Source organism: Stenotrophomonas thermophila, assembly GCF_001499715.1.
GTDB lineage: Bacteria > Pseudomonadota > Gammaproteobacteria > Xanthomonadales > Xanthomonadaceae > Stenotrophomonas > Stenotrophomonas hibiscicola.
Map to the genome: position 1 here is coordinate 365,691 of NZ_CVIW01000001.1, position 25,239 is coordinate 390,929.

Below are 25,239 nucleotides of genomic sequence, written 5' to 3' on the forward strand. Positions count from 1 at the left end.
CGCGGGACGGTCGTCCCCCCATCCTAACCAAGCCCGTGCGGGAAGGCAGCATGACCTTCTGCCCATAGCAGTGCGGACGAGTGCCGACCAACGGTCGGCACCCACCACCCGTAGGTCCACGTCACGCGTGGATGACGCCGTCCTGGTTCAACGCTGGCCGAACAGGTGCTTGCGCTCTTCGTCGCTGAGCGGCTTGCCGGCGTTGGGGTTCACCTGCTGGCGCAGGGCATAGGCGCGCTGGGTGGCCGGGCGTGCGGCAATCGCTTCATGCCAGCGCTTGAGGTTCGGGAACGCGGCGAAGTCCACCGGCAGTGTGTCGTAGGCGCCGACCCACGGGTAGCTGGCCATGTCGGCGATGGTGTACTCATCGCCGGCCAGGAAGGCGTGCTGGGCCAGGCGCTTGTCCATCACCCCGTGCAGGCGGCGCACCTCGTTGTCGTAGCGCTCGATGGCATAGGGAATCTTCTCCGGCGCGTACACGTTGAAGTGGCCCATCTGGCCACTCATCGGGCCCAGGCCCGCCATCTGCCAGAACAGCCATTCCAGGGTGGTCACGCGGCCACGCGCGTCGCTGGGCAGGAAGCGGCCGGTCTTCTCGGCCAGGTACAGCAGGATCGCGCCGGACTCGAACACACTCTGGGGAGCACCGCCATCGGCCGGGGCATGGTCGACGATGGCCGGCATCTTGTTGTTCGGCGAGATGGCCAGGAATTCCGGCTTGAACTGGTCGCCCGAGCCGATGTTGACCGGATGGATGCGGTACTCCAGGCCGGCTTCCTCCAGCAGCAGGGTCACTTTGTGGCCGTTCGGGGTGGGCCAGTAATACAGGTCGATCATGGCGGCGGCTCGGGGTGCGGAAAGGAACCTGAAGTCTAGTGCGTGAGTTGGGTTGGCACCGTCATGGCGGGCCGGTAACCTCGCGGCTCCCCCGAAACGCACTGTCCTGCATGAGCCACAGTCCTCGTCCCTTGTCCCCGTTGTCCTCGCTGATCTTCGCCTCGCGCTGGCTGCAGCTGCCGCTGTACCTGGGCCTGATCCTTGCCCAGTGCGTCTACGTGTTCCTGTTCGGCAAGGAACTGTGGCACCTGCTGTCCCACTCGGTGTCGATGGGCGAACAGCAGATCATGCTGATCGTGCTGGGCCTGATCGACGTGGTGATGATCTCCAACCTGCTGGTGATGGTGATCGTCGGCGGCTATGAGACCTTCGTCTCGCGCCTGCGCCTGGAAGGCCACCCGGACCAGCCGGAATGGCTGAGCCACGTCAACGCCAGCGTGCTGAAGGTGAAGCTGGCGATGGCGATCATCGGCATCTCCTCGATCCACCTGCTGAAGACCTTCATCGCCACCAGCGCGTTGAAGGGACTGCCGCTGTGCAAACCGGAACAATGGGCAGCGGCAGTGTCTTCGGCGTCGACCAGTTTCTACAACGCTGGCGTCGATACCTGCACGACCATGACCCAGGAAGGTGTGCTGTGGCAGACCATCATCCACTGCGTGTTCATCCTGTCGGCGATCGGCATCGCCTGGACCGACAAGCTGATGTCCAACGGCCACAGCAAGTCGCACGACAAGGCACACGACCACTGAGGTCGGCGCCGGCAACGGCACGGCCGCCGTTGCCCATCCCGGCCACTGCTCTTGTACGCGGCGGCGGCCGGGATGCTAGATTGCACCCTCGCCATTGCCGGCGGTGGCGTCGGGAAACCCCCCCCTGCCGCGCCTGGACCACGGGTCCCGGCCATGCATATCAATGATTTACGTCACGTCGTCTTCTAGAGGGGAGCAGGATGTCGCACGTCTCAACGATCACCGCCGCGCGCCGGTGGCTGCCGGTTGCTTTGGCACTGGCGCTGGCCGCCTGCTCGGACAAGGAAGAATCCGCAGCACCGGCTCCGGCCGCCGCGCCCACCGCCGCTGCACCGGCCGCACCGGTGGTCGCCGCCAAGGTGCAGTCGATGGGCACCGAGCAGTTGCGTGAGTCGGCCAGCCAGGCCCTGCGCGAGAACCGCATGTACGCGCCGGCCGGCGACAATGCCATCGAGTACTACCTCGCCCTGCGCGACAAGACCCCGGACGACGCCTCGGTGAAGAGCGCGCTGACCGACCTGCTGCCCTACACCCTGATCGCCGCCGAGCAGCACCTGGGCCGCGAGGACTACACCGAAGCACAGCGCCTGGTGGCACTGATCGAGAAGGTGGATGCCTCCGCGCCCGCCCTGCCGCGCCTGAAGGACGGTCTGTCCAAGGGCGTGGAAAACGCGGCCAAGCGCACCGAGACCGAAGCGGAGAAGGCAAAGAAGGACGCCGAGGAGCGCAGCAAGCAGCAGATCGAACAGCAGCGCCTGGCCGAACAACGCGCCAAGGAAGCCGACGCGGCCAAGCAGATCGCTGCCCAGCAGGACGCCGCACGCCGCGACAACGAACGCCAGGAAGCCGAGCGCCAGGCCGCCGCACGCCGCGAAGCCGAACAGAAGCAGCAGCAGGCCGCGGCCCAGCAGGCCAGCGCGGCGCGCCAGGCCGCGGCTGCCGCCGCGCCCACCCTGCGCCCGATCAGTACGCCGGCGCCGCGCTATCCGGCCGAGGCACTGCGTTCGGGAACGTCGGGCGAAGTGCTGGTGGAGATCACGGTCGGTACCGACGGCTCGGTGGTCAACGCCCGCGTGCTGCGCGCAACCTCCGGCCGCACCTTCGACCGCGAAGCCCTGAACGCAGTCAAGCGCTGGCGCTTCGAGCCGGTCAGCGCGCCGGTCACCACCCGCCGCACCCTGGTGTTCGCGCCAGGCGGCTGACCGCAGAAAAGGGGACGGAGGGGATTAAGTCGTTTCCGCCCCAAAATGACCACACGGCCCGGCATCTCCGGGCCGTGTCCGCTTCAGGAGAGGCTGTCAATCAGGCGTTGCAGTGCCGAATCGCGCGCGGCCAGCACCTGGAACAGGCCCAGCGCATGCAGGCCCGGCAGCAGCGCACGCAGATCTGCTTCGGCGGTGGCGCGGGTGGCGTCATCGCTGGCGGGGTCCTGCCAGTCACGGACGCTGGCGAGGAAGGCGCCCACGCTGCCCTTGCGCACGGTGAGCCCGTTTACCTGTACCTCGTTCTGATGGTCGGGAAGAATGTCCTGGGGCTGCATCGGGGCGGCTCGTGTTGGAATGGGCGCCAGTGTGGCGCGCGCAGATCGGCGCTTCTGCCGTATAACTGCCAATGGATATGGCAGATCAGACACCGACCGGCTTGATTGATCCGGCATTGGCGGACGCCGACGACGGCCCCATCGTGCTGGCCGGCCAGCTGCGCGTGCCCGGAAGGCGGCGCACCGCGCGCCACCAGCACGTGCGCGGCCAGTTGCTGGGTGCCCACCACGGCCTGCTGCGGATCGAGGCCGGCGACCTGCACTGGCTGCTGCCGGCGGGGCATGTTGCCTGGATACCGCCCTTGCTGCCCCACGCCCTGGTAGGGGCAGACGCATTCGATGGCTGGAGCCTGTACGTCCGCGCCGATACCGGCCTGGATCTGCCCCCGCTGCCCCGTATTTTTCAACCCGATGCGCTGTTGCAGGCGGCGGTGACGCGGGCACTGCGCTGGCCGCATCAGGCACTGGACGCTGCGCAGGCACGCTTGGCCGGCGTCATCGCCGATGAGATCCGTGCCAGCACTCCCTTGCCACTTGCCCTGCCACAACCGCAGGATCGACGGTTGCGGCGGATCGCGGCGGCGCTGGCACGGTCGCCGGACGACCTTCGCAGCGTCGAAGCGTGGGCAGCCACCAGCGGACTGTCCAGCCGCAGTCTCGCCCGCCGTTGGCAGGCCGAAACTGGCATGACCTTGAGCCAGTGGCGGCAGCGCCTGCGCGTGCTGCTGTCACTGCCACGCCTGCTGGCAGGCGAACCCGTGATCAGCGTCGCCCTGTCGATGGGCTACGACACGCCCAGTTCCTTCATCAACGTGTTCAAGCGCGTGATGGGGGTAACGCCCGCGCGGTACGCAAAAGGGGACGGAGGGGATTAAGTCGCTTCTGACTCCTCCGATACGCCGGCGCGGCATTACCTGATGCCCCACGCCACGGTGCCGATGCCAGGCTGAGGCACCCTTCGACCTGGGAATCCCATGCCCCGACAAGCGCGCCTGGTGCTGGCCGGCCAGGCCTATCACGTGATCCAGCGCGGTGTGAACAAGGGTGCGATCTTTGTCGACGACATCGACCGGCAACTGTTCCTGCATCTGCTGCACAGCGCTTTGCTCAAGCACCGCGTCGCACTGCATGCCTACGTACTGATGGACAACCACATCCACCTGCTGGCCACGCCATCCACGCAGCGTGGGCTGTCCGATGCAATGCGCATGCAGGGCAACAACTATGTGCAGGCTTTCAACCAGCGGCACGGCCGCACCGGTCCCCTGTGGCAGGGCCGCTTCCATTCCTCGATGATCGACAGCGACGCTTACCTGCTCAGCGTATACCGCTACATCGAACGCAATCCCGTTCGTGCCGGCATTGCGGTCAGTGCTGAAGATCATCCGTGGTCCAGCGTGCACGGCAACCTTCAACGACGCGATGACCCCATGCTGACCCCGCATCCCGCATTCAGAGCGTTGGCCGCGACCGCTCGCAACAGGACGGCGGTGTATGCGCGATTCCTGCGCGATGTGAATGCGTCCGGCGATCTGCCCGCAATCCGCAGTCATAGCGCCAAACAGCGTCCGTTGGGGGATGCTGCGTTCCTGCGGATGTTAGAGAAGACGCTCGGGCGGCCGGTGGCGATGCGAAGACAAGGCCGCCCGCGCAAGGAGGGGTCGGGAGGGGCAGAAACGACTTAATCCCCTCCGTCCCCTTTTTTGGGGTCAACCAGAGATGGCCAGGCGCTCGTTGTGGTAGCGGCGCACGGCGGCGAACCACAGTACGGCGGCCAGGCCGAGGCTGGCACCGAGGTAGATCGCCCAGACCGTCGGGGTGATGGTCTCGTGGCGGATCACCTTCAGCAGCATCTGGTTCTGCGACAGGAACGGCACGGCGTACTGCCACATCTCGCTCTTCAGCGGATAGGCCACCAGGGCGTAGCCAGGCAGCATCGGCAGCAGCATCAGCCAGGTCATGTGGCTCTGCGCTTCCTTCATGCTCTTGGCCGCAGCCGACAGGAAGGTCAGCAGCGAGGTGCCGATCAGCAGCATCGGCAACATCACCAGCAGCATCTGCAGCATCGAGCCGACATTCATGTTGAACTGGCGGCCGATGTTGCCGGGCGCGATCTGCGCGCTCACCTTGAACGCGACCAGGGTCAGCAGCAGCGACACGAAACCGACCACGCAGGCGGCGGCGATCTTGCCGCTGACGATCGCACTGCGCGAGCCCGGCGTGGCCAGCAAGGGTTCCAGTGACTGCCGCTCGCGCTCGCCGGCCGTGGCGTCCATCACCAGGTAGGCGCCACCGATGAACGAGGTCAGCGTCAGCAGTACCGGCAGCAGCATCGACAGGATCATGCCACGCTTGGCCTCGGCACTGGCCAGGTCCTGGCGCGCCACGTCCAGCGGGCGTGCCACCTGTGCGTCGATGCCGCGTGCCATCAGGCGCAAGGCACCGACCTGGCCGTTGTAGGTGGCCAGCGCCGCCTCCAGGCGTGCACTGGGTACTTCGGCCGCGCGACGCGTGCTGTCCTTGATCACCTCCACCAGCGCCGGCTTGCCCTCGGCCCAGTCCTTGCCGAACTCATCGCTGATGCGCAGCGCCACATCGATGTCCTGGGTGCGGATGGCCTCGGCCAGGTCCTTCGGTGCCGGTGCGGTGTTCAGCCCCTGCGCGGCGAGGAAGCGCACCAGGTTCGGCGCGTTGTCCGCACCGATGGTCGGAATCTGCAGCGGTTGTTCGATCTGGGTGCGCACCCGGCTCTCGGCCAGCTTGCCCATGCCCAGCAGCAGCACCGGGTACAGCAGTGGCCCGAACAGCAGGGTCAGAAGCAGAGTGCGGCGGTCACGCGACAGGTCACGCAGCTCCTTGCGCATCACCGTCATCAGGGTCGACATCATGCTCATGCGTGCAGGCCCTCTTCGCTGCCGATCAGTTTCACGAACGCATCTTCCAGGTTGGATTCGCCGGCCTGCGCACGCAGTTCGTCGGCGCTGCCGGCGGCCATCACCGTGCCCTTGGCGATGATCACGATGTGATCGCACAGCGCGGCCACCTCCTGCATGATGTGGCTGGACAGGATCACGCAGCGACCCTCTTCGCGCAGGCCCAGCAGGAAGCGGCGCAGCGCGCGTGTGGTCATCACGTCCAGGCCGTTGGTCGGTTCATCGAGAATGACGTTGCGCGGGTCGTGCACCAGCGCGCGGGCAATCGCGGTCTTGGTGCGCTGGCCCTGCGAGAAGCCATCGGTCTGGCGGTCGAGGATGTCACTCATGTCCAGCGCATGCGAGAGCACCTCGATGCGTTCGCGGATGCGCTCGGCCGACAGGCCATGCAGTTCGCCGAAGTAGGCGATGTTCTCGCGCGCAGTCAGGCGCTTGTAGACGCCACGCGCATCAGGCAGCACGCCGAGGTGGCGACGCACCTCCACCGGATTGCGCGCCGCATCGATGCCGTCGACAGTGATGCTGCCCTGATCGGGCGTCATCAGCGTGTACAGCATGCGCATGGTGGTGGTCTTGCCGGCACCATTGGGCCCCAGCAGGCCGGTAATGCGGCCATCCCCGGCGCGGAAGCCGACGTTGGCGACCGCCTGGATGCGGCCGGTGCGGGTATCGAAGGCCTTGTGCAGGTTGTCGGCGACGATCATGGTTCCCATCCGTTGAATGAGGTGAACGCCGGCACGTAGCTCAGCGTGTCCAGGCAGCCGGCATCCAGTGCCTTGGCGTCGGTCTTGTCGATGAACTGGCCGAGCAGCCGCGGCATGCAGCCAGCGGTCAACGTGCCATGGCCCTGCCCACGGGCGACCAGCGCGCGGCCATTGGGCAGGCCCTTGAGGACCTGTTCGGCGTAGCGCGGCGGGGTCACCGGGTCCAGCTCGCCGGACAGCAGCAGTGCCGGCACGTCGCTGCGCAGCGGCACGGCATCGGTTGCCGGCGCCGGACGGTGCGGCCACACCGGGCAGGCCGCGAAGAACGCACTGGCCACCTCGTTGCCAAACAGCCGCTCGGGATCCTCGGCCGGCGCGTGGTAGCGCGGCGCATCTTCGCTGCAGATCACCGACCAATGCATCCCGCGGTTGATCTGGAAATCCATGCTGCGGTTCGCACCGCGGGCCAGCGAGGCGAGCGGCGCGTAGCGGCCGTGCGCGGCTTCATCAAGAACCAGCGGCAGCAATGAGGCGTACTGGGGTACGTAGGAAAACGCAAAAGCCAGGCCCACCACGCTGTCCGGTGTCAGCACATCCTTCCGGGTCCCGTAGGTGCCGGGGTCGCGATACTCGACCGGAACCGGTGCACGGCGCAGGGTCTCGACCACGCTGCGCAGCTGCGCACGGGTATCGGTCGGGAAGCGCTTGCTGCAGGTAACGTCCTTGCGGCACTGCGCCGACTGCAGGGCGATCGCGTCCTCGAATGTCCTGGCGAAATCGCCGCCCACCACCAGCTCATTCGGCACCACGCCATCGATGACGATGCTGCGGGTGTGCTGTGGATAGGTACCCACATAGCGCTGGGCCACGCGGGTGCCGTAGGACGCACCGATCAGGTTGACCCGGTCCACGCCCAAGGCCTGGCGGACTGCGTCCAGGTCTGCTATGGCTTCGGTGGTGGTGTAGAAACGTGCGTCCGCACGTCCCTGCAGGGAAGCCGCGCATCGCTGGGCATAGTCGCGCAGCAAGGCCTCGGAGGGCGCCGCATCCTCGTCCATCGGCAGCTCCTTCCCGTCCGCGCCCAGGCAGCTGAGCGGGTTGGAACCGCCGGTGCCGCGCTGGTCGATCAGGAACACGTCGCGCTGTTTGCGCACCTGGCGCAGTGCAGTATCGACGATGACCGCCACCTCGCTGGCCGCCTGGCCGGGGCCGCCGGCCAGGAAGAACACCGGATCCGGCTGGCTGGCGCCGCTGCTGCCCGATTCCAGCCAGGCGATACGCAGGCCGATCCGGCGACCGTCAGGCTGGGCCCGGTCCTCCGGCACCTGCAGGGTGGCGCACTGCGCCTCCACGTTGGCGCTGGCACCTACCGTGGACAGCGTGCAGGGCTGGAAATCGATCGTGCCGAAGCGGCGGCCGGGTGCGTCAGTGGCGCCCTCGGCGCCGGGTGACGGCGGCTGGCTGCAACCGGCAAGCATCAGGCTGGCCAACGCTGCGGCCAACGCGAGGTGGAGTCTTTGCATCGTGCTCGTTTCCCCTGGAAGACGTTCCTGGCAACCACGACGGGCTGCCGCGGAAGATGTGACCCAACTTACACGGGCAGCGCGCCGACGGCGATGGGCAATGACGAATCCGCCGCCAACGGCGCGCAGACCAGACGGTCCTGCCCCTCGGCCTTGGCCGGCACAGGGCGGCATCGGCGGCGGCCCGCAGCCCCCATGGGCCAGTGCCCCGGCCCAACGGCGATGCGGGGTCTGAAAACGGCGAGCACGGCCGCCGGCGCACGCGCAGAATCCGCCGCAGCCCCAGGAGACGCCCATGCACGCGTGGTACCTCGGTGGCATCGACCACCGCCCCTTCCTGCCCCTGTTCGAGATGAGTGACAACGCGCTGGCTGCACTGGGAATCCAGCGCCGCTGGGCAGGCGATTCGGGAGGACACCCTTGCCGGATCAGCCTGAGCGATGCTCCCTGCGGCAGCGAACTGCTCCTGCTGTCCCATGTGCACCTGCCGTTGCACTCGCCCTATCGCGCCTCCGGCCCGATCTTCGTGCAGCGCGGCGTGACCCGTTGCGTACTGCCCGCCGGGGAAGTGCCGCCTTATGTGCAGCGCCGCATGATTTCGTTGCGTGCCTACGACCGCGCAGCGCTGATGCGCAGTGCGCAGGTCTGCGCCGGCTCCGAGGTTGCCACCCAGCTGGACACGATCTTCGCCGATCCAGCGGTGGCCTTCGTCCAGCTGCACAACGCAGCGCATGGCTGCTTCTCATGCCAGGCAGATCGGGTCGGCATCAACGCCACGTAGCGCCACCTCCATGACGTGATCGATGGCACGCCGATCGCGTGACCGCTGGCGCATCCGTTCAGCACCGCGTGAAGCCTGCGGGAAAGGCTTCACATGCACAGTCACGGATCGGCATTTCCAGGGTTCCGCCGCCCGCACCACGACTCGATACTCGCGGTGGTGCCGCCGCAAGTCCGCCGCGCAGCGCAACGCCTGCGGTCACCGTTCCCTTTCGACGACCACAAGGATGCGCCATGTCATTCCGATCCACACCGTTGCTGCTGGCCACCGCGTTCGCCGCCGCAGGCCTCGGCCTGCCCGGCACTGCAGCCGCCCACGGCACCATGACCACGCCGGTCAGCCGTGTCTATGCCTGCTTCCAGGGCAATCCCGAGAACCCGACCAACCCGGCCTGTGCCGCCGCCAAGGCGATCGGCGGCTCGCAGGCGTTCTACGACTGGAATGGCATCAACCAGGCCAACGCCAATGGCAACCACCAGGCGGTGGTGCCCGATGGCAAGCTGTGCAGCGGCAACAACCCGACCTTCCGCGGCCTGGACGTGGACCGCAGCGACTGGCAGACCACGCCGATCCAGCCTGATGCCAATGGCAGATTCACCTTCGTGTTCAAGGCCACCGCGCCGCATGCCACGCGCGACTGGCGCTTCTTCGTCACCCGCGAAGGCTGGCAGCCGGGCAGCCCCTTGCGCTGGGCCGACCTGCAGGAATTCTGCACGCTGGGCAATACGCCGCTGTCGGCCGATGGCACCTACAAGCTGCAGTGCACGTTGCCGCAGCGCAGCGGCCAGCACGTGATCTACAACATCTGGCAGCGCTCGGATTCGACCGAAGCGTTCTACACCTGCATGGACGTGCGCTTCCAGGGCGGCGGCACCACGCCAGCGCCGCAATGGCAGGATGCCGGCCCGGTCACTGCGCGCGGTGAGCTGCCGGTCGGCACGACGCTGGCGCTGCGCGTGTTCAACGCCAACGGCAACGATGTCGAGCGCGTGGAGGCCACTCTGGCCAGCGGCCAGACAGCCCCGGCACAGTGGCCGCTGGTGCTGGCACGCAAGGTCAATGCCGATGCACAGCATGCGCGGCTGGGTGTGCTCAGCAACGGCGTGATCACGCCGACGGCGTCGGCCACCGACAATCGCGTGTACCTGAAGGACGGCAACCGCTTCCAGCTCGATACCCAGGTGCCGGACCCGGGTACACCATCGCCGGGTGGTGATTTCGACCACGTGTACCCGGCGGGCATCGGCAGCTATGTGCCGGGCCAGACCGTGGTGAAGAGCAGCGACGGCAAGCTATATGCCTGCCGCCCGTTCCCGGAAGGTGCATGGTGCAACGTCAATGCCGAGGCGTACCGTCCTGGCACCGGCGCTGCCTGGCGGGATGCCTGGATCGCGTACTGAGACCGGGTGCAAGGAACGGTGGCAGAGCACCGTTCCCTGCAAAGTGTGAGATGCGCTGGCAGGCGAGTGTGAAGTCACTCCCACGCCACACAACGCAACGCGTTTTTCAAAGTAATCCGATGGATACCGGCAACCGGGATGCCGAGACTTCGCGGGGTTCCACCACCCAAAGGAAATCTCAATGCATCTTTCCCAGCGGGCCGTCCTCGCGCTGTCCGTGATCGCCGGCGTAGCCGCTTCAGGCAGCGCGTTCGCCCACGGCACCCTGTCCAAGCCCTCCAGCCGCGTCTATTCCTGCTACCAGGGAAATCCTGAAAACCCGACCAACCCGGCCTGCGCCGCCGCCAAGGCCATCGGCGGCGCCCAGCCGTTCTACGACTGGGCCGGTGTCAACCAGGCCAACGCCAACGGCAACCATCAAGCGGTGGTTCCAGATGGCGAGTTGTGCAGCGGCGGCAACAGCAAGTACCGCGGCCTCGATCTGAACCGCAGTGACTGGCCGACCTCGCCGATCCGCGCCGATTCGCGCGGGCGCTACACCTTCGAGTTCAAGGCACCGGCCCCGCATGCTACCCGCGAGTGGAAGTTCTACGTCACCCGCGACGGCTGGCAGCCGGGCAGCCCGCTGCGCTGGGCCGACCTGCAGGAATTCTGCACGCTGGGCAACGTGCCGGTCTCCGGCGACGTCTACAAGCTGGATTGCCCGCTGCCCAAGCGCAGCGGCCAGCACATCATCTACAACACCTGGCAGCGCTCGGATTCCGGTGAAGCGTTCTATACCTGCGCGGATGTGCGCTTCGAAGGCGGTGGTGGCGTTGAACCGCCGCCGCAGTGGCAGGACGCCGGCCCGGTCACCGCCCGCGGTGCGTTGGAAGAAGGCACCACCCTGACGCTGCGCGTGTTCAACGCCCAGGGCAATGATCTGGAGCGTCCGGAGATCACCCTGGCCGCAGGTCAGACCGCTGCGAACCAGTGGCCGCTGGCGCTGGCCCGCAAGGTCAACGCCAGTGCACAGCAGGCGCGTGTGGGCGTAATGAGGAACGGCGTGATCACGCCGGTCGCCTCGGCCACCGAGAACCGCGTCTACCTGAAGCCGGGCAACCTGTTCCAGATCGATACCCGCCTGCCGGGCCCGGTCGAGCCGGTCGATCCGCCGCCGGGTGACGACTACGACTTCGTGTATCCGGCCGGTATCGGCACCTACACGCCGGGCGAAACCGTGGTCAAGGGCACCGACGGCAAGCTGTATGCCTGCCGGCCGTTCCCGGAGGGTGCCTGGTGCAACATCAATGCAGAGGCCTACCGTCCGGGTACCGGCTCTGCCTGGCGTGATGCCTGGATCGAGTACTGAAGGCAGGGCACCGGGGGCGGCGTGGGGTCGCCTCCGGTTTCCAGGGTTGCCGGCCAGCGGCCGGCACTACCAGGTTCGTGGGGTTGCCGGCCAGCGGCCGGCCCCAGCCGGACCTATTTGCTGCTGACGTACTTCTCGCGGCGGATCTGCGGGTTGCCCAGGCCGGCGGCCTTCAGCAGCTCGGCGCAGGCATCGACCATGTCCGGGTTGCCGCACAGGTAGGCGATGTCGGTGGCCGGGTCCGGCGTGAAACCGGCCAGCGCCTGCTGCACGTAGCCGTGCTGTACGTCCGGGTGCGGATCGGCCGGCAGTTCGCGCGACAGGCACGGAACATAGCGGAAGTTCGCGTGCTTTTCGGCGAAGCTGTAGAAATCTTCGCTGTACAGCAGCTCGCCCGGGCTGCGCGCGCCCTGCAGCAGCACGATCTGCACACCGCGTTCGGCCATGGCCTTTTCCAGCAGCGGCAGCATCGAGCGGTACGGGGTAACGCCGGTACCGGTGGCGATCAGCAGGTAACGGGCGTTGTGGTCACCGGGATTCAGGCAGAACCGGCCATAGGGGCCGGACGCACTGATCTGGCTGCCCTGCTCCAGTGCCTCGAACAGGGCCGTGGCAGCACCACCGGGCACGAAACTGACCGCGATATCCACCGCCTCGCCCGGGCCCAGCGCATGGTCGTGGATGGTCGCCAGCGAGTAGCTGCGCTTGGTTTCGGTGCCGTCGGCGTAGCTGAAATGGACCTGGATGAACTGGCCGGGCTGGAAATCCAGCGGCTGCCCATCGTCACGCACGAACTGGTAGTGGCCGACGGTCGGGGCCAGCATGCGGCAGCCGACCAGCTTGAGGGGGAATTGAACAGGCACGACTTTTCGGGACAGTGTGTAGCCGGGGCAAGCCCTCGGGGTCTTCTATAATAGCCCCTCCCCGCCCCTCTCCAGCGCCAGCCCATGGGCGCGAAGGCTTCGAGCTTGGCATCCCAGAACGATACGGCGCCCGCCCTGCGCGTGCGCGACCTGCGCAAGACCTACGACAACGGCACCCAGGCCCTGAAGGGGGTTTCCCTGGAAGTGGCCCCGGGCGACTTCTTCGCCCTGCTCGGCCCCAATGGCGCCGGCAAGTCGACCCTGATCGGCATCATCAGCTCCCTGGTCAACCTCAGCGAGGGCCAGGTGGAAGTGTTCGGCAGCGACCTGGTGCGCAACCGCAGCGCGACCATGCGCCTGATCGGGCTGGTGCCTCAGGAAATCAACTTCAACCTGTTCGAGAAGCCCTTCGACATCCTGGTGAACTATGCCGGCTTCTATGGCGTGCCGCGCGAGGAAGCCGAGCAGCGCGCCGAAGAGGAACTGAAGCGCGCGCACCTGTGGGAAAAGGCACAGGTGATGAGCCGCACGCTGTCCGGCGGCATGAAGCGCCGGCTGATGATCGCCCGCGCGATGATGACCCGCCCGCGCCTGCTGATCCTGGACGAACCGACCGCCGGCGTGGACATCGAGATCCGCCGCGACATGTGGCGCGTGCTGAAGGAGATCAACGGTGCCGGCACCACGATCATCCTCACCACGCACTACCTGGAAGAGGCCGAATACCTGTGCCGCCACCTGGCGATCATCAACCATGGCCAGATCGTCGAACAGGGGCCGATGCGCACCCTGCTGGCCAAGCTGGACGTGGAAGGCTTCCTGCTGGACATCGACGGTGACCTGCCGGCGCAGCTGCCGGTGATCGAGGGCGCGACGCTGACCGCCCCGGACCCGCACACGCTGGACATCGACATGCCACGCGCGATGGACCTCAACCGCGTGTTTGCGACGCTCAACGCGTCCGGTATCCGCGTGCGTTCGATGCGTACCAAGAGCAACCGCCTGGAGGAACTGTTCGTGCGCCTCACCGGCAACATGGAGAAGCCCGCATGAGCACCACCGAGCTGACCGACGGCCAGCGCAACCGCATCGCGCTGATGACCATCGTGCGCCGCGAAGTCGCCCGCATCATGCGCATCTGGGGCCAGACCCTGGTGCCGCCGGCGATCACCATGACCCTGTACTTCCTCATCTTCGGCAACCTGATCGGGTCGCGCGTGGGTGACATGGGCGGCTACACCTACATGCAGTTCATCGTGCCGGGCCTGGTGATGATGAGCGTGATCCAGAACAGCTACGGCAACATCAGCTCCTCGTTTTTCGGCGCCAAATTCGGCCGCCACGTCGAAGAGCTGCTGGTCAGCCCGATGCCGAACTGGGTGATCCTGTGGGGCTATGTGGCTGGCGCGGTGCTGCGCGGCCTGATGGTGGGCGTGATCGTGCTGATCATCGCGATGTTCTTCACCCCGGTGCGCATCCCGCACCCGCTGGTGATGCTGACCACGGTGATCCTGGGCGCGACGATCTTCTCGCTGGCCGGCTTCATCAACGCGGTGTACGCCAAGAAGTTCGATGACGTGGCGATCGTGCCGACCTTCATCCTGACCCCGCTGACCTACCTGGGTGGCGTGTTCTATTCGGTGAAGCTGCTGCCGGGCTGGGCCGAAGCGGCCACGCACGCCAACCCGATCTTCTACATGGTCAACGCCTTCCGCTATGGCCTGCTGGGCAGCAGCGATGTACCGCTGCCGGTGGCCTACGGCCTGATGATCGGTTTCGTGGTGGTGCTGACGGCGTTGGCGCTGTGGCTGCTGCGTCGCGGCGTGGGCATGCGCAGCTGAGTTTTGCCTGCAGGGTCTGCGGCCCTGCACCCGCTGAATCAACGTCAACGTCAACTTCAACGGCAAAAGCTGACTAGCCGGGGGATGGCGGGGTGGGTCCGGTTGCGGGGGACGCCGTAAACCCATCCTGGGGGCTTGGCCGCGGCATCCATGCCGCGGACACCCCCGCAACCGGACCCACCCCGCCTTCGACAGATTGCCGCTGCTGTTGGTGGGTGTCGACCTTGGTCGACACGATGGATCCACGCCATGCGTGGATGAAGCGTTCCAAGCCGATGCTCGGCTCTTTTCGTTCGGGATTGCGGCTAGGCTGTGGCGATGAAGATCACTTCCATTCCATTGGACAAGGCCGTGTCAGACGGCCCCATCGATGCCTTCAGCCATGCGTTGCTGGGCGATTCACCCACGCTGGATGAGGTGCTGGAATACCTGGCCTCGCGGCACGCGGCTGATCCCCGGTATCGCTACCTGTGCACGCTCGATGATGTCGGCCAATGCCGCTACACCAGCATGCATGCGTCCGACGACGCGCGCATCGCGCTGTACGAGGACGAAGATCCGGAAACCCCCGAAGGTGCATTGGCGGCACGCGAGCGGTTGCTGGCGCATGTGGTCGCGCAGCTCGAGCATTCCTCTCATCGGCTGGAATGGAGCGCGCTGGCGGGCACGCTGATGTGCAGCAACGAGGACGTCGAGGCGCTGGTCGCCGCCAATGCAACGCCGGACCTGATCGTCGACGAGGTGGTCTGCGTGCAGCAGGTACCGGTGGACCGCAATGACCTGCTGATTGCCGCCCTGCCCAACGGTTACTTCAGCGCGGACTGGGACATATTCCAGAACCATGCCCTGATCCGGCACCTGCAGGAACACCATGACTACCGCCTGTTCGGACTCGGCGCATCGTGGCTCGGCTTCCAGCGCGACAGCGCGCCGTCGCCTGCACAGGCAAATGCGTTGGTCGCGGACCTGCAGCGCGTCTACGCGGCCGGAACGCATGACACGTGGTCAAAACTGGCTGCAACCCTGGCCACCCGCACCACACTGCTGTTGGGCTACACCGAAGACTTCAGCGAACAACTGCCCTGAGCACCGCTCTACACGAGCGAGCGCAGCGAGCGACCCGCCTCCGCTCCTGATCTGTTTTCCGTGGTGGCCGCACCCGGAAACTGTCAGGGGTCGTGTGCGATGGGCTCGCGGGGGTATCCGCGCCATGGATGGCGCGGCTAAGCCCCCAAGGATGGGTTCACGGCGTCCCCCGCGAACCCATCGCACACGACCCAGCTCATGAAACCAACTGCGCGAACCACCACGAGGGGCTCCGCCGTTGGCCGCAATCTCCGGCACAATCGCAGATCTGATTCCCCCAGAAAGCGGTGAACGTGCAATGCGCATCCTGATCCTCGGCGCCGGCGGTACCGGCGGTTACTTCGGTGGTCGCCTGGCCCAGGCCGGCGTGGACGTAACCTTCCTCGTACGCCCCGCGCGCGCCGCACAGCTGGACCGCGATGGCCTGGTCATCCGCAGCCCGCTCGGCGATGCCAGCTTCCCGGTGCAGCACGTCACCGCCGATGCGCTGCCCGCATTGGCCGCGCAGAAGCCGTTCGATCTGGTCATCCTCAGCTGCAAGGCCTACGACCTCGACAGCTCGATCGACGCCATTGCTCCAGCCGTGGGCGCGAACACTGCCGTACTGCCCATCCTCAATGGCCTGCATCACTACAATGCGCTGGACCTGCGCTTCGGCCGCGAGGCGGTGCTCGGCGGCCTGTGCTTCATCAGCGCCACCAAGGCACCTGATGGCGCCGTGCTGCATCTGGGCAAGCCGGCCAAGCTCACCTTCGGCGAACGCGATGGCGGCGCGGCGTCCGCACGCGTGCGTGCCTTCGCCGCTGTCTGCGCACAGGCCAACCTCGACCACCTGGCCAGCGAACGCATCGGCCAGGAGCAGTGGATCAAGTACACCTTCCTGACCGCCTTGGCCGCGGCCACCTGCCTGCTGCGCGCGGATATCGGCACCATCGTTGCCACCGATGATGGCGAGGCGATCGTGCGCGGCCTGTACGACGAATGCTTGGCCGTGGCCGAAGCCGCCGGTGAACCGATTCCCGAGGCCGCGCAGGACACCGCGCGCGGCACCCTGACCCAGGCCGGCTCGGCACTGAAGGCATCGATGCTGCGTGACCTGGAAGCGGGCCAGCAGGTGGAGGCCGAGCAGATCGTCGGCGACATGCTGGCGCGTGCGCGCAAGGCCGACCAGGAAGCGCTGCTGCTGCAGGTGGCCTACAGCAGCCTGCAGGCCTACCAGGCATTGCGCGGCGCGTGAGCCTCAGCCCGCAGGCGAGCGCGCTGCCGGGACGGGTGCTGATCCTCGGCCTGGGCTGGAGCGGACGCGTGCTGGCCGCGCAGCTGCAGGCGCGCGGCGTGCAGGTTGCCGGGACAGTACGTGATCCGGCAGCGTCGCCCGACGATGGCCTGCGTCGGTACCCGTTGCAGACCGGTACCCCGCCTGCGCCCGGCCTGCTCGAGGAGATCGCGCACGCCGAGGCCGTACTGTGCAGCGTACCGCCCGATGCCGAGGGTGACCCGGCGCTGCGCATGCTGCTGCCGGCGCTTCACGCCAGCCCGGCCTTGCGCTGGGTCGGCTATCTGTCATCGACCTCGGTGTATGCCGACCGTGCCGGCGGCTGGATCGACGAATCCAGCCTGGCGGACGCCACTGAAGCCGTCGGCGTGCAGCGCCGGCTCGCGGAAGCCCAGTGGCGTGCGCTGGCCGAACAACGGGGCATTGCCTCTGCGGTACTGCGCCTGCCCGGCCTTTACGGCCCGGGTCGCAATGCGCTGCTGCAGCTGGCGCAGGGGCGTGCACGCCACGTGGTGCGCCCTGGCCTGGTGTTCAACCGCCTGCACGTGCAGGATCTGGCCGCGGTGATCATCGCGGCGATGCAGCGACCGGTAGCGCAGGGCATGTACCTGCCCAGCGATGACGAGCCGGCACCGCCGCAGGACGTGCTGGCCTTCGCCGCGCAGCTGGGGGGATTCGCGATGCCACCCGCCGTGGCTTGGGATGACCCGGCGCTGAGCCCGGCCCTGCGGCGCTTCTACGAAAGCAGCAAGCGCATCAACAGTCGCGGCACGCGTGCCGCGCTGGGGTGGCAGCCGCGATTCCCCAGCTACCGTGAGGGCCTGCGCGACCTGCTCCGGTAGTGCCGGCCGTTGGCCGGCAATCAAGATGTGCTGCCGGCCAGCGGCCGGCACTACCATCAACCCGCGTCGGGCAGGCGGAAGAACGCACGCGTGGCGGCAGTGGCATTGGCCGCCGTCACTGCAACGTCCTCGCCACGGTCACGTGCCAGTTCTTCCACGATGTGCGAGAGGAACATCGGTTCATTGCGGCGGTCTTTCGGCATCGGCTTCAGCGTGCGCGGCAGCAGGTACGGCGCGTCGGTCTCGATCATCAGGCGGTTGGCCGGGATGTTCTTCACCAGCGCGCGCAGGTGCGCACCACGGCGCTCGTCACACAGCCAGCCAGTGATGCCGATGTACCAGTCCTGGTCCAGGTAGTCGAACAGCTCATCGCGTTCGCCGGTGAAGCAATGCACCACCGCCGGGCCGATGCGGCCTTCGAAGTTCTTCATCTGCGCCATGAAATCGGCGTGCGCGTCGCGCTGGTGCAGGAACAGGGGCTTGCCGTTGTCTGCCGCCAGCTGCAGCTGGCGCTCGAACGCACGGTGCTGGGCCGGGCGCGGCGAGAAATCACGGAAGTAGTCCAGTCCGCACTCGCCTACCGCCACCACTTCGGGGTGGGCATGCAGCGCGCGCATCTCGGCATCACATTCCTCGGTGTATTCCACCGCATGATGCGGGTGCACGCCGGCGGTGGCATACAGAAAGCCCGGGTGCTGCTGCGCCAGCTGCACGGCCAGCGGCGAGTGCTCGCGGCTGGCACCGGTGATGACCATCTGCACCACGCCGGCCTGCCGTGCGCGGTCCAGCACGGCATCGCGGTCGCGGTCGAAGGAGTCGTGGGTCAGGTTGGCGCCGATATCGATCAGGTGCATGGTCATCGCGGGGGAAAAGTGCCCGCGCATTGTACCTGCGCCCGCCATGGCCCCTTATCCTTTGCACATGAACACCCCGCTCTTCCCGATTTCCCCGCTGCTGCCGCAGATCCAGCAGCAGCTGGCCGCACAGCCCCGGCTGGTGCTGGAGGCCCCACCTGGCGCCGGCAAGACCACCCAGGTGCCGCTGGCCCTGCTCGACGCACCGTGGCTGCAGGGCCGGAAGATCATCCTGCTGGAGCCGCGCCGGGTCGCTGCACGCAGCGCCGCGCTGTTCATGGCGCGACAGCTCGGCGAGGACGTCGGCGGCACGGTCGGCTACCGCATCCGCTTCGAGAACAGGATCTCGGCACGCACGCGCATCGAAGTCGTCACCGAAGGCATCCTGACCCGCATGCTGCAGGACGACCCGATGCTGGAAGAGGTCGGTGCGATCCTGTTCGACGAATTCCACGAGCGCCATCTCAGCGGTGACCTCGGCCTGGCGCTGGCGCTGGACGTGCAGGCGCAGCTGCGCGATGACCTGCGTCTGGTAGTGATGTCGGCCACGCTGGATGGCGAGCGCCTGGCACGCTTCCTCGATGCGCCGCGGCTGAGCAGCGAGGGCCGCAGCTACCCGGTGGCGATCAGCCATTTCCCGGCGCGCCGCGATGAGACGCTGGAACTGCAGGTGCGCCGCGCGGTGCAGCAGGCCTTGGCCGATCACCCCGGTGACCTGCTGGTGTTCCTGCCCGGCCAGCGCGAGATCGCGCGCGTCCAGGCCGGCCTGCAGGAGTCACTCGATGGCAACGTCGAGGTGCTGGCGCTGCATGGCGAGCTGCCGGTGGAACAACAGGCGCGCGTGCTGCAGATGGCCAGCGATGGCCGCCGTCGCGTGGTGCTGGCGACCAACGTGGCCGAGTCGTCGGTGACCCTGCCTGGCGTGCGCGTGGTGATCGACAGCGGCCAGGCGCGCGAACCGCGTTATGACCCCAACAGCGGCTTTACCCGGCTGGACGTGGTGGCCATCGCCCAGGCGTCGGCCGACCAGCGCGCGGGCCGTGCCGGTCGCGTGGCCGAAGGCGTGGCCTGGCGGCTGTGGCCGCAGTCGCAGCGACTGGAACCGCAGCGCCGTGCCGAGATCGACCAGGTGGAACTGGCCGGACTGGCGCTGGAACTGGCCGCGTGGGGCAGCAGCGACCTGCGCTTCCTCGACCCGCCACCGGCCGGCCCGATGGGTGCGGCGCGCGAACTGCTGCAACGCCTGGGTGCACTGTCGGACTCGGGCGCGATCACCGCACTCGGGCGCCGTGTACTGGCGCTGGGTACGCACCCGCGGATGGCGGCGATGCTGCTGGCAGCGCCCGATGCCCGCGCGCAGGCGCTGGCCACCGATCTGGCCGCCCTGCTGGAAGCGCGCGACCCGCTGCGCCAGGGCGGTGACGCGCTGGCGAGCCGCTGGCGCGCACTGGCCGCGTTCCGCACTGGCCGCGCCCCGGGCGATGCCAACCGCAGCGGGCTGGCCGCCATTGATGCCGCCGCCAGGCAGTGGCGTCGCCGCCTGCGCTGCGAGGCTACGCCGCCGGCCAGCATCGAGGCGCACGAACTGGGCGATCTGCTTGCACACGCCTTTCCCGACCGGATCGGTTTCCAGCATCCCGGCGATCCGCTGCGCTACCTCCTGGCCAATGGCCGCAGCGCGCGCCTGCACGAGCTGAGCGACCTGCGCGGCGAGCCGTGGCTGGTGGCCAGCGAACTGCGCTTCGAAGCGCGCGATGCGTTGTTGCTGCGTGCCGCACCGGTAGATGAAAGTGCTCTGCGCCATGCGTGGCCGGAGCGCTTCGTCACCGAAGACGTGGTCCGCTGGGACAGCGAACGCCGCGCCCTGGTTGCGCTGCGCGAGACCCGTTTCGACCGCATAGTGCTGGACAGCCGCTCGGCCGGCCGGGTCGATCCGCAGCACGCCGCGCAGGCACTGACCGACGCGGTGACCGAACTCGGGTTGCAGGCCCTGCCGTGGACCGAGAGCCTGCACCAGTGGCAGGCGCGGGTGGAATCGCTTCGACGCTGGATGCCGGAGCTCGGCCTGCCCGACTGCAGCGACGACGCCCTGCTGGCCAACCGCGCGCAGTGGTTGCAGCCAGCGTTCGCCGGCAAGAGCCGTCTGGATGCGCTGGATGAAGCCAGCTTCGGCGAAGCGTTGAAGTCGCCCCTGGAGTGGTTACAACGGCAGCTGGTCGAGCGTCATGCACCGACCCGCATCACCGTGCCCTCCGGGTTGGAGCGGCCGATCACCTACGCACTGGACAGCGAGAGCGGCGAACCGCTGCCGCCGGTGCTGGCGGTGAAGCTGCAGGAACTGTTCGGCCTGGCCGACACGCCGCGCATCGCCGATGGCCGCGTGCCGCTGACCCTGCACCTGCTCTCCCCCGGCGGCCGCCCGCTGCAGGTCACCCAGGACCTGCGCAACTTCTGGGAAAGCACCTACTCCGAGGTGAAAAAGGAAATGAAGGGCCGTTACCCGCGTCATCCGTGGCCGGATGACCCGTGGACGGCCACGGCCACGCATCGGGCCAAGCCGCGCGGGACGTAGCCGGACCCTGCCTGATCCTGAATGGCTGCGGTAAAGTCACACCGCGTGCCACCTCGACTGACATACCGTTTACGGGCAACACGCGACACTGGACTTCGACCCGAGGCAAAGGACCCCCGCATGAGCAAGCTGACCGTAATCACCGACCGCGCTCTGGAGCGCGCCCTGGACCTGGCCCACAGCGCCGGCGACGGCCTGAAGAGTGCCGGTGGCAGCCTGCGCCACCTTGGGCCGCAGGCCAGTGACTGGATCAAGACCGGCGCGGCGCTGGGCGCCGTCAAGACCGGTGGCAAGGTGGCCACCAAGTTCGCCCGGCGCAACCCGGCGGTGACCATTGCCGCCGCTGCGGTGGGTGTCGGCCTGCTCGGCTATGCGCTGTACCGCAAGCAGCAGAAGAAGAAGGCCGCCAACGGCCACGTGGTGAATGGCCAGGCGCAGCGCATCAATGCGCGTGACCGCCGCAACGACACCGTGGTGGACGAGCACAGCGATATCGGCAGCGACGCCTGAGTCTGCCGGGGTCGGCTTCCTTCCGCAGGAACTGAGCCCATCAGCCCTTCCTGTTTCAGCCGATCTGCCGCCACTGCCCCGGCTGCAGGTCGTCCAGGCGGTAGGGTCCCATCGACACGCGGACCAGCCGCAGCGTCGGCAGGTTCACCGCCGCGGTCATCCGCCGCACCTGGCGGTTGCGACCCTCGCGGATCGTGATCGCCAGCCAACTGTCGGGCACGGTCTTGCGGAAGCGCACCGGCGGATCGCGTGTCCACAGCGACGGCGCCGGATCGAGGCGCTCGATCTTCGCCGGCAAGGTCGGTCCGTCATTCAGCTCCACCCCATCGCGCAGCCGTTGCAGCTGCTCATCGCTGGGCGTGCCTTCGACCTGCACCCAGTAGGTCTTGTCGGCCTTGTGCCTGGGGTCGGTCAGCTTGTGCGCCAGCGTACCGTTATCCGTCAGCAGCAGCAGGCCTTCGCTGTCATGGTCCAGGCGACCGGCGGCATACACACGCGGCGGCAGGCCGAACCCGGCCAGCGTCGGCCGCGGCGGTACGCTGCGGTCGGTGAACTGGCAGAGCACGTTGAAGGGCTTGTTGAAGGCGATCAGCATTGCGGGCACGGCGGGCGGCAGATGGCGCATTGTCCCACGCCGCGCTGCTCGCTCGCCGGGCACCGCTTTGGCCGAGGCTGCGGCGGGATCAGCCGAAGACCTTCCACTCCAGCAGGAACGAACCCAGCACCAGTGCGATGCCGCACGCCGCGATGACATTGGCCCGGCGCCGCAGGCGGACCGGTGGCGGATTCATGGCACGCGCACGTTCCTCCAGCAGCGCACCGGCGAACAGCACGGCAAACCCCACCGTCGCCACCAGGTCGTAGGCATGGCCACCGTAGAACACGAAATCAATCAGCCGCGCCAGCACCAGCACGGCCACGGCGATGTAGAACACTTTCTTCAACAGTCCACTCCATGGATGGTAGCGCCGGGCCATGCCCGGCGGATACACGTTACGTCCATTGTGACGCCGCAGCGCTCACCGGGCGCGGCCCGGCGCCACCCGCTACGGCTTGATGAAGCGCAGGGTCATGCGGTCGCTTTCGCCAATCGCCTGGTACTTCGCATCATCGGCCTTGTCGTGCTGGTTGGTCGGCGGCAGCGTCCACACGCCGTTCGGGTGGTCCTTGGTGTCACGCGGGTTGGCGTTGACCTCGCTGCGCGCGTCCAGTTTGAAGCCGGCGGCTTCGGCCATTGCGATCACCTGCTGCTGGCCGACATAGCCGGTGTCATCGTCATCGGCCACGTCGGCCTTGGCGCGATGCTCGACCACGCCCAGCACGCCGCCCGGCTTGAGCACGTTGAAGAAGCCCTGGAACATGCCCTGCGCCTGGCCGGCCTTGCGCCAGTTGTGCACGTTGCGGAAGGTCAGCACCACATCGGCTGAATTGGCCGGGCCGAACACCGGCTTGGCCGGATCGTAGGCGACCACGGCAGTCTTGCCGAACTGTGCCGGCGCACCGGCGTACTTCTTCTCCAGGCTGTCGCGGCTGCGCTGCTGGTAGTCACGGCCGCGGCCTTCGGGCACCGCCATCGGGTCGACCACGGCGGCAACGTAGTGGCCCTTGTCATGCAGCAGCGGCGCCAGGATCTCCGAGTACCAGCCGTTGCCGGGGGTGATCTCGATGACGGTCTTTTCCGGAGCCACCCTGAAGAACGACAGCGTCTGCGCCGGATGACGGAAGCCATCGCGCTTGACGTTGTTGGCATCGCGGGTGGGCGCCTTCACCGCCGCGTCGATGGCCGGCGAGACCTCGATCTTCGCCGGCGCGACCGTGGCCGGTGCGGCGAACGCGGGAACAGCAGCAAGCAGGGCCGAAGCAAGCAGCAGTCGGCAACCACGCAGGGACGAAGCGGGCATCATCGGGACGACTCCAGCGGAAGATGCGGCGAGACTAGCAGCCCATGCGACGCAGGTGTTCACAAAACGTTAGCCGCGTGCGCATCGCGGAACACTGTTTTGTGGCCACCGCCGCGACGCGCTAACACAACGCGCTCTATGCTGGACCACTTCCCCAAGGAGACCGTGCTGATGACGGCAACCCGCCAACTGGGCCGCTCCGGCCTGCATGTACGTCCGCTCGCCTTCGGTGGCAACGTGTTCGGCTGGAGCACCGACGAGAAGGCCAGCTTCGCCCTGCTCGATGCCTTCGTCGACGCCGGCTTCAACCTGGTCGACACCGCCGACGTCTACTCGGCGTGGGTACCGGGCAACCGGGGCGGCGAGTCCGAGACGCTGATCGGCAAGTGGTTTGCCCGCAGCGGCAAGCGCGACAAGGTGGTGCTGGCGACCAAGGTAGCCAAGTGGGCCGAACGCCCCGGCCTGGCCCCGGACAACATCAATGCGGCCGTCGAGGACTCGCTGCGCCGCCTGCAGACCGACGTGATCGATCTGTACCAGGCCCACGAGGATGACGAGTCGACGCCGCTGGAAGCGACCCTGGCCGCGTTCGGCCGGCTGATCGAAGCCGGCAAGGTGCGCGCCATCGGTGCGTCCAACTACAGCGCCACGCGCCTGGCCGATGCGCTGAAGGTATCCACCGACTACAGGTTGCCGCGCTATGAAACCCTGCAGCCGGAATACAACCTGTACGACCGTGCCGGCTACGAGAAGGAACTGGAACCGCTGGTGCAGCGCGAACAGATCGGCGTGATCGGCTACTACGCGCTGGCCAGTGGCTTCCTCAGCGGCAAGTACCGCACGCCGGCCGATGCAGCCAAGAGCCCGGCGCGTGGCGAGACCGTGGTGAAGCGCTATCTGAACCCGCGCGGCCTGCGCATCCTGCAGGCACTGGATGACGTGGCCAGCAAGCACAGCGCCAGCGCTGCACAGATCGCGCTGGCATGGCAGATCGCGCGACCGTCGATCACCGCGCCGATCGTCAGCGCCACCAGTGTCGAGCAGCTGCACGATCTGCTGGCGGCGGCCAACCTGTCGCTGAGCGTGCAGGACATCGCGCAGCTGGATGCCGCCAGCGCGGAAGCTTGAGACCGGGTAGTGCCGGCCGCCGGCCGGGATTGCACGGATGCCCTGGAAAATAATTGAACAAAATGGTTGCGCGCGACTAAATCGTGGTTTATCGTGCGCACCTCGTTTCAACAACCACTGGAAACTTCCCTTGAACGCGCATTCCGTCGCCACCGCCACATTGCTGCCATGCCTGCGCATGGACCGGCTGGCGCGCGCGTTCGGCAAGGAAGACCAGCTGACAACGGCCTGATACCCGCCCTGCGGAGATCGGCGACCCCGATCTCCGAGGCCTGACGACGCCCTCGGAACGCAATTCCCGGGGGCGTTTTCGTATGCGTCGGCACAAGGACCCGCGATGCCAGAACTGCACCCCGCGCGGCGGCCCGCCGCTCACTGATCCAGGCATTTCCACCCCGCGCGAAGGATTTACTTCGCGCAACCGGCAGCGCCTGGACATTATCTGCATCGCTCCCAAACATTATCGCTCGCCGATAATGTCGGTGGCCTGCACCCTCGATTCTCCAACGGTCCCGTTTCAACCACGGGCTGGTGCGCGCGGCGTT

The 25,239-nt window shown here is 67.4% G+C and carries 25 protein-coding genes; 15 read left to right on the top strand and 10 right to left on the bottom strand.

Going from position 1 to position 25,239, the window contains the following annotated elements:
• Positions 1–147: 147 nt before the first annotated feature.
• On the bottom strand, positions 148–837 hold the full coding sequence (locus tag BN1263_RS01625; protein WP_019661668.1) for a glutathione binding-like protein: 690 nt from the start codon (positions 835–837) through the stop codon (positions 148–150).
• A 110-nt stretch (positions 838–947) separates the two neighbouring features.
• On the opposite strand from BN1263_RS01625, the gene BN1263_RS01630 reads away from it, so the two are divergent.
• Complete coding sequence (locus tag BN1263_RS01630) at positions 948–1,589, top strand: TIGR00645 family protein (RefSeq protein WP_019661669.1); 642 nt, start codon at positions 948–950, stop codon at positions 1,587–1,589.
• Between the two features lie 200 nt (positions 1,590–1,789).
• A complete protein-coding gene (locus BN1263_RS01635; RefSeq protein WP_058979092.1) occupies positions 1,790–2,791 on the top strand; it encodes an energy transducer TonB in 1,002 nt (333 codons plus the stop codon).
• Between the two features lie 83 nt (positions 2,792–2,874).
• Here the strand turns inward: BN1263_RS01635 and BN1263_RS01640 are convergent, their stop codons facing one another.
• Complete coding sequence (locus tag BN1263_RS01640; protein ID WP_058979094.1) at positions 2,875–3,129, bottom strand: hypothetical protein; 255 nt, start codon at positions 3,127–3,129, stop codon at positions 2,875–2,877.
• A gap of 77 nt (positions 3,130–3,206) precedes the next feature.
• Here BN1263_RS01640 and BN1263_RS01645 point away from each other — a divergent pair, with 77 nt between their 5' ends.
• Together BN1263_RS01645 and BN1263_RS01650 are read left to right on the top strand one after the other, a co-directional pair.
• Positions 3,207–4,004 (top strand): helix-turn-helix domain-containing protein, encoded by a 798-nt coding sequence (locus tag BN1263_RS01645; RefSeq protein WP_058979096.1) that lies wholly within the window; start codon positions 3,207–3,209, stop codon positions 4,002–4,004.
• Between the two features lie 99 nt (positions 4,005–4,103).
• Positions 4,104–4,814, top strand: a complete 711-nt coding sequence (locus BN1263_RS01650) for a transposase (protein ID WP_058979098.1) — start codon at positions 4,104–4,106, stop codon at positions 4,812–4,814.
• Positions 4,815–4,838: 24 nt separating this feature from the next.
• Here BN1263_RS01650 and BN1263_RS01655 read toward each other — a convergent pair whose 3' ends face one another.
• The 3 genes from BN1263_RS01655 to BN1263_RS01665 are packed head-to-tail and all read right to left on the bottom strand — an operon-like array spanning position 4,839 to position 8,289.
• Positions 4,839–6,023, bottom strand: coding sequence for an ABC transporter permease (locus BN1263_RS01655; RefSeq protein ID WP_058979100.1), 1,185 nt, complete (start codon positions 6,021–6,023; stop codon positions 4,839–4,841).
• A complete protein-coding gene (locus tag BN1263_RS01660) occupies positions 6,020–6,766 on the bottom strand; it encodes an ABC transporter ATP-binding protein (protein WP_058979103.1) in 747 nt (248 codons plus the stop codon). The genes BN1263_RS01655 and BN1263_RS01660 overlap by 4 nt, the downstream gene beginning before the upstream one ends.
• Positions 6,763–8,289, bottom strand: a complete 1,527-nt coding sequence (locus tag BN1263_RS01665) for an alpha/beta hydrolase (RefSeq protein WP_058979105.1) — start codon at positions 8,287–8,289, stop codon at positions 6,763–6,765. Before BN1263_RS01665 ends, BN1263_RS01660 begins: the two co-directional genes overlap by 4 nt.
• Positions 8,290–8,584: 295 nt before the next feature.
• Between BN1263_RS01665 and BN1263_RS01670 the strand changes: the two genes are divergently transcribed.
• The 3 genes from BN1263_RS01670 to BN1263_RS01680 all read left to right on the top strand — a co-directional run bounded on the left by BN1263_RS01670 (position 8,585) and on the right by BN1263_RS01680 (position 11,821).
• A complete protein-coding gene (locus BN1263_RS01670) occupies positions 8,585–9,070 on the top strand; it encodes a DUF1203 domain-containing protein (protein ID WP_058979107.1) in 486 nt (161 codons plus the stop codon).
• 233 nt (positions 9,071–9,303) lie between these two features.
• Positions 9,304–10,470: a lytic polysaccharide monooxygenase gene (locus tag BN1263_RS01675; protein WP_058979109.1), complete on the top strand. Its 1,167-nt coding sequence runs from the start codon at positions 9,304–9,306 to the stop codon at positions 10,468–10,470.
• A gap of 181 nt (positions 10,471–10,651) precedes the next feature.
• Positions 10,652–11,821: a lytic polysaccharide monooxygenase gene (locus BN1263_RS01680; protein WP_058979111.1), complete on the top strand. Its 1,170-nt coding sequence runs from the start codon at positions 10,652–10,654 to the stop codon at positions 11,819–11,821.
• 113 nt (positions 11,822–11,934) lie between these two features.
• Here the strand turns inward: BN1263_RS01680 and BN1263_RS01685 are convergent, their stop codons facing one another.
• Positions 11,935–12,684, bottom strand: coding sequence for a ferredoxin--NADP reductase (locus BN1263_RS01685; protein WP_072168039.1), 750 nt, complete (start codon positions 12,682–12,684; stop codon positions 11,935–11,937).
• 84 nt (positions 12,685–12,768) lie between these two features.
• Between BN1263_RS01685 and BN1263_RS01690 the strand changes: the two genes are divergently transcribed.
• From BN1263_RS01690 to BN1263_RS01710, 5 genes are all read left to right on the top strand, one after another.
• The gene (locus BN1263_RS01690) at positions 12,769–13,737 is read left to right on the top strand and encodes an ABC transporter ATP-binding protein (protein ID WP_019661681.1); all 969 of its coding nucleotides are present in this window, start codon (positions 12,769–12,771) and stop codon (positions 13,735–13,737) included.
• Positions 13,734–14,525, top strand: coding sequence for an ABC transporter permease (locus tag BN1263_RS01695; protein ID WP_005411568.1), 792 nt, complete (start codon positions 13,734–13,736; stop codon positions 14,523–14,525). The genes BN1263_RS01690 and BN1263_RS01695 overlap by 4 nt, the downstream gene beginning before the upstream one ends.
• Positions 14,526–14,843: 318 nt before the next feature.
• Complete coding sequence (locus BN1263_RS01700) at positions 14,844–15,611, top strand: hypothetical protein (RefSeq protein WP_058979116.1); 768 nt, start codon at positions 14,844–14,846, stop codon at positions 15,609–15,611.
• A gap of 298 nt (positions 15,612–15,909) precedes the next feature.
• A complete protein-coding gene (gene panE / locus BN1263_RS01705; protein ID WP_058979118.1) occupies positions 15,910–16,848 on the top strand; it encodes a 2-dehydropantoate 2-reductase in 939 nt (312 codons plus the stop codon).
• On the top strand, positions 16,845–17,729 hold the full coding sequence (locus BN1263_RS01710) for an NAD-dependent epimerase/dehydratase family protein (RefSeq protein WP_058979120.1): 885 nt from the start codon (positions 16,845–16,847) through the stop codon (positions 17,727–17,729). Before panE ends, BN1263_RS01710 begins: the two co-directional genes overlap by 4 nt.
• 56 nt (positions 17,730–17,785) lie before the next feature.
• On the opposite strand, the gene BN1263_RS01715 is transcribed toward BN1263_RS01710, so the two are convergent.
• Positions 17,786–18,583: a TatD family hydrolase gene (locus tag BN1263_RS01715; RefSeq protein ID WP_058979313.1), complete on the bottom strand. Its 798-nt coding sequence runs from the start codon at positions 18,581–18,583 to the stop codon at positions 17,786–17,788.
• A 67-nt stretch (positions 18,584–18,650) separates the two neighbouring features.
• Between BN1263_RS01715 and hrpB the strand changes: the two genes are divergently transcribed.
• Positions 18,651–21,155 carry an ATP-dependent helicase HrpB gene (hrpB, locus tag BN1263_RS01720; protein WP_058979122.1) on the top strand — a complete coding sequence of 835 codons (2,505 nt, stop codon included), beginning with the start codon at positions 18,651–18,653 and terminating at the stop codon, positions 21,153–21,155.
• Between the two features lie 120 nt (positions 21,156–21,275).
• Complete coding sequence (locus BN1263_RS01725) at positions 21,276–21,665, top strand: hypothetical protein (RefSeq protein WP_019661686.1); 390 nt, start codon at positions 21,276–21,278, stop codon at positions 21,663–21,665.
• A 55-nt stretch (positions 21,666–21,720) separates the two neighbouring features.
• Here BN1263_RS01725 and BN1263_RS01730 read toward each other — a convergent pair whose 3' ends face one another.
• The 3 genes from BN1263_RS01730 to BN1263_RS01740 all read right to left on the bottom strand — a co-directional run bounded on the left by BN1263_RS01730 (position 21,721) and on the right by BN1263_RS01740 (position 23,569).
• Positions 21,721–22,260, bottom strand: a complete 540-nt coding sequence (locus tag BN1263_RS01730) for a pseudouridine synthase (RefSeq protein WP_026347220.1) — start codon at positions 22,258–22,260, stop codon at positions 21,721–21,723.
• 88 nt (positions 22,261–22,348) lie between these two features.
• A complete protein-coding gene (locus BN1263_RS01735) occupies positions 22,349–22,600 on the bottom strand; it encodes a hypothetical protein (protein ID WP_224329425.1) in 252 nt (83 codons plus the stop codon).
• Positions 22,601–22,711: 111 nt separating this feature from the next.
• Complete coding sequence (locus BN1263_RS01740; protein ID WP_010482267.1) at positions 22,712–23,569, bottom strand: class I SAM-dependent methyltransferase; 858 nt, start codon at positions 23,567–23,569, stop codon at positions 22,712–22,714.
• Positions 23,570–23,737: 168 nt separating this feature from the next.
• On the opposite strand from BN1263_RS01740, the gene BN1263_RS01745 reads away from it, so the two are divergent.
• Entirely contained in the window at positions 23,738–24,694 is a 957-nt protein-coding gene (locus BN1263_RS01745) for an aldo/keto reductase (RefSeq protein WP_058979316.1), read from the top strand.
• Positions 24,695–25,239 lie beyond the last annotated feature (545 nt).

Excerpts from the sequence above, each read along its gene's own strand:
- BN1263_RS01625 (WP_019661668.1), bottom strand. The coding sequence starts at position 837 with ATGATCGACCTGTATTACTGGCCCACCCCGAACGGCCACAAAGTGACC.
- BN1263_RS01630 (WP_019661669.1), top strand. The coding sequence starts at position 948 with ATGAGCCACAGTCCTCGTCCCTTGTCCCCGTTGTCCTCGCTGATCTTC.
- BN1263_RS01635 (WP_058979092.1), top strand. The coding sequence starts at position 1,790 with ATGTCGCACGTCTCAACGATCACCGCCGCGCGCCGGTGGCTGCCGGTT.
- BN1263_RS01640 (WP_058979094.1), bottom strand. The coding sequence starts at position 3,129 with ATGCAGCCCCAGGACATTCTTCCCGACCATCAGAACGAGGTACAGGTA.
- BN1263_RS01645 (WP_058979096.1), top strand. The coding sequence starts at position 3,207 with ATGGCAGATCAGACACCGACCGGCTTGATTGATCCGGCATTGGCGGAC.
- BN1263_RS01650 (WP_058979098.1), top strand. The coding sequence starts at position 4,104 with ATGCCCCGACAAGCGCGCCTGGTGCTGGCCGGCCAGGCCTATCACGTG.
- BN1263_RS01655 (WP_058979100.1), bottom strand. The coding sequence starts at position 6,023 with ATGAGCATGATGTCGACCCTGATGACGGTGATGCGCAAGGAGCTGCGT.
- BN1263_RS01660 (WP_058979103.1), bottom strand. The coding sequence starts at position 6,766 with ATGATCGTCGCCGACAACCTGCACAAGGCCTTCGATACCCGCACCGGC.
- BN1263_RS01665 (WP_058979105.1), bottom strand. The coding sequence starts at position 8,289 with ATGCAAAGACTCCACCTCGCGTTGGCCGCAGCGTTGGCCAGCCTGATG.
- BN1263_RS01670 (WP_058979107.1), top strand. The coding sequence starts at position 8,585 with ATGCACGCGTGGTACCTCGGTGGCATCGACCACCGCCCCTTCCTGCCC.
- BN1263_RS01675 (WP_058979109.1), top strand. The coding sequence starts at position 9,304 with ATGTCATTCCGATCCACACCGTTGCTGCTGGCCACCGCGTTCGCCGCC.
- BN1263_RS01680 (WP_058979111.1), top strand. The coding sequence starts at position 10,652 with ATGCATCTTTCCCAGCGGGCCGTCCTCGCGCTGTCCGTGATCGCCGGC.
- BN1263_RS01690 (WP_019661681.1), top strand. The coding sequence starts at position 12,769 with ATGGGCGCGAAGGCTTCGAGCTTGGCATCCCAGAACGATACGGCGCCC.
- BN1263_RS01695 (WP_005411568.1), top strand. The coding sequence starts at position 13,734 with ATGAGCACCACCGAGCTGACCGACGGCCAGCGCAACCGCATCGCGCTG.
- BN1263_RS01700 (WP_058979116.1), top strand. The coding sequence starts at position 14,844 with ATGAAGATCACTTCCATTCCATTGGACAAGGCCGTGTCAGACGGCCCC.
- panE (WP_058979118.1), top strand. The coding sequence starts at position 15,910 with ATGCGCATCCTGATCCTCGGCGCCGGCGGTACCGGCGGTTACTTCGGT.
- BN1263_RS01715 (WP_058979313.1), bottom strand. The coding sequence starts at position 18,583 with ATGCACCTGATCGATATCGGCGCCAACCTGACCCACGACTCCTTCGAC.
- hrpB (WP_058979122.1), top strand. The coding sequence starts at position 18,651 with ATGAACACCCCGCTCTTCCCGATTTCCCCGCTGCTGCCGCAGATCCAG.
- BN1263_RS01725 (WP_019661686.1), top strand. The coding sequence starts at position 21,276 with ATGAGCAAGCTGACCGTAATCACCGACCGCGCTCTGGAGCGCGCCCTG.
- BN1263_RS01730 (WP_026347220.1), bottom strand. The coding sequence starts at position 22,260 with ATGCTGATCGCCTTCAACAAGCCCTTCAACGTGCTCTGCCAGTTCACC.
- BN1263_RS01740 (WP_010482267.1), bottom strand. The coding sequence starts at position 23,569 with ATGATGCCCGCTTCGTCCCTGCGTGGTTGCCGACTGCTGCTTGCTTCG.
- BN1263_RS01745 (WP_058979316.1), top strand. The coding sequence starts at position 23,738 with ATGACGGCAACCCGCCAACTGGGCCGCTCCGGCCTGCATGTACGTCCG.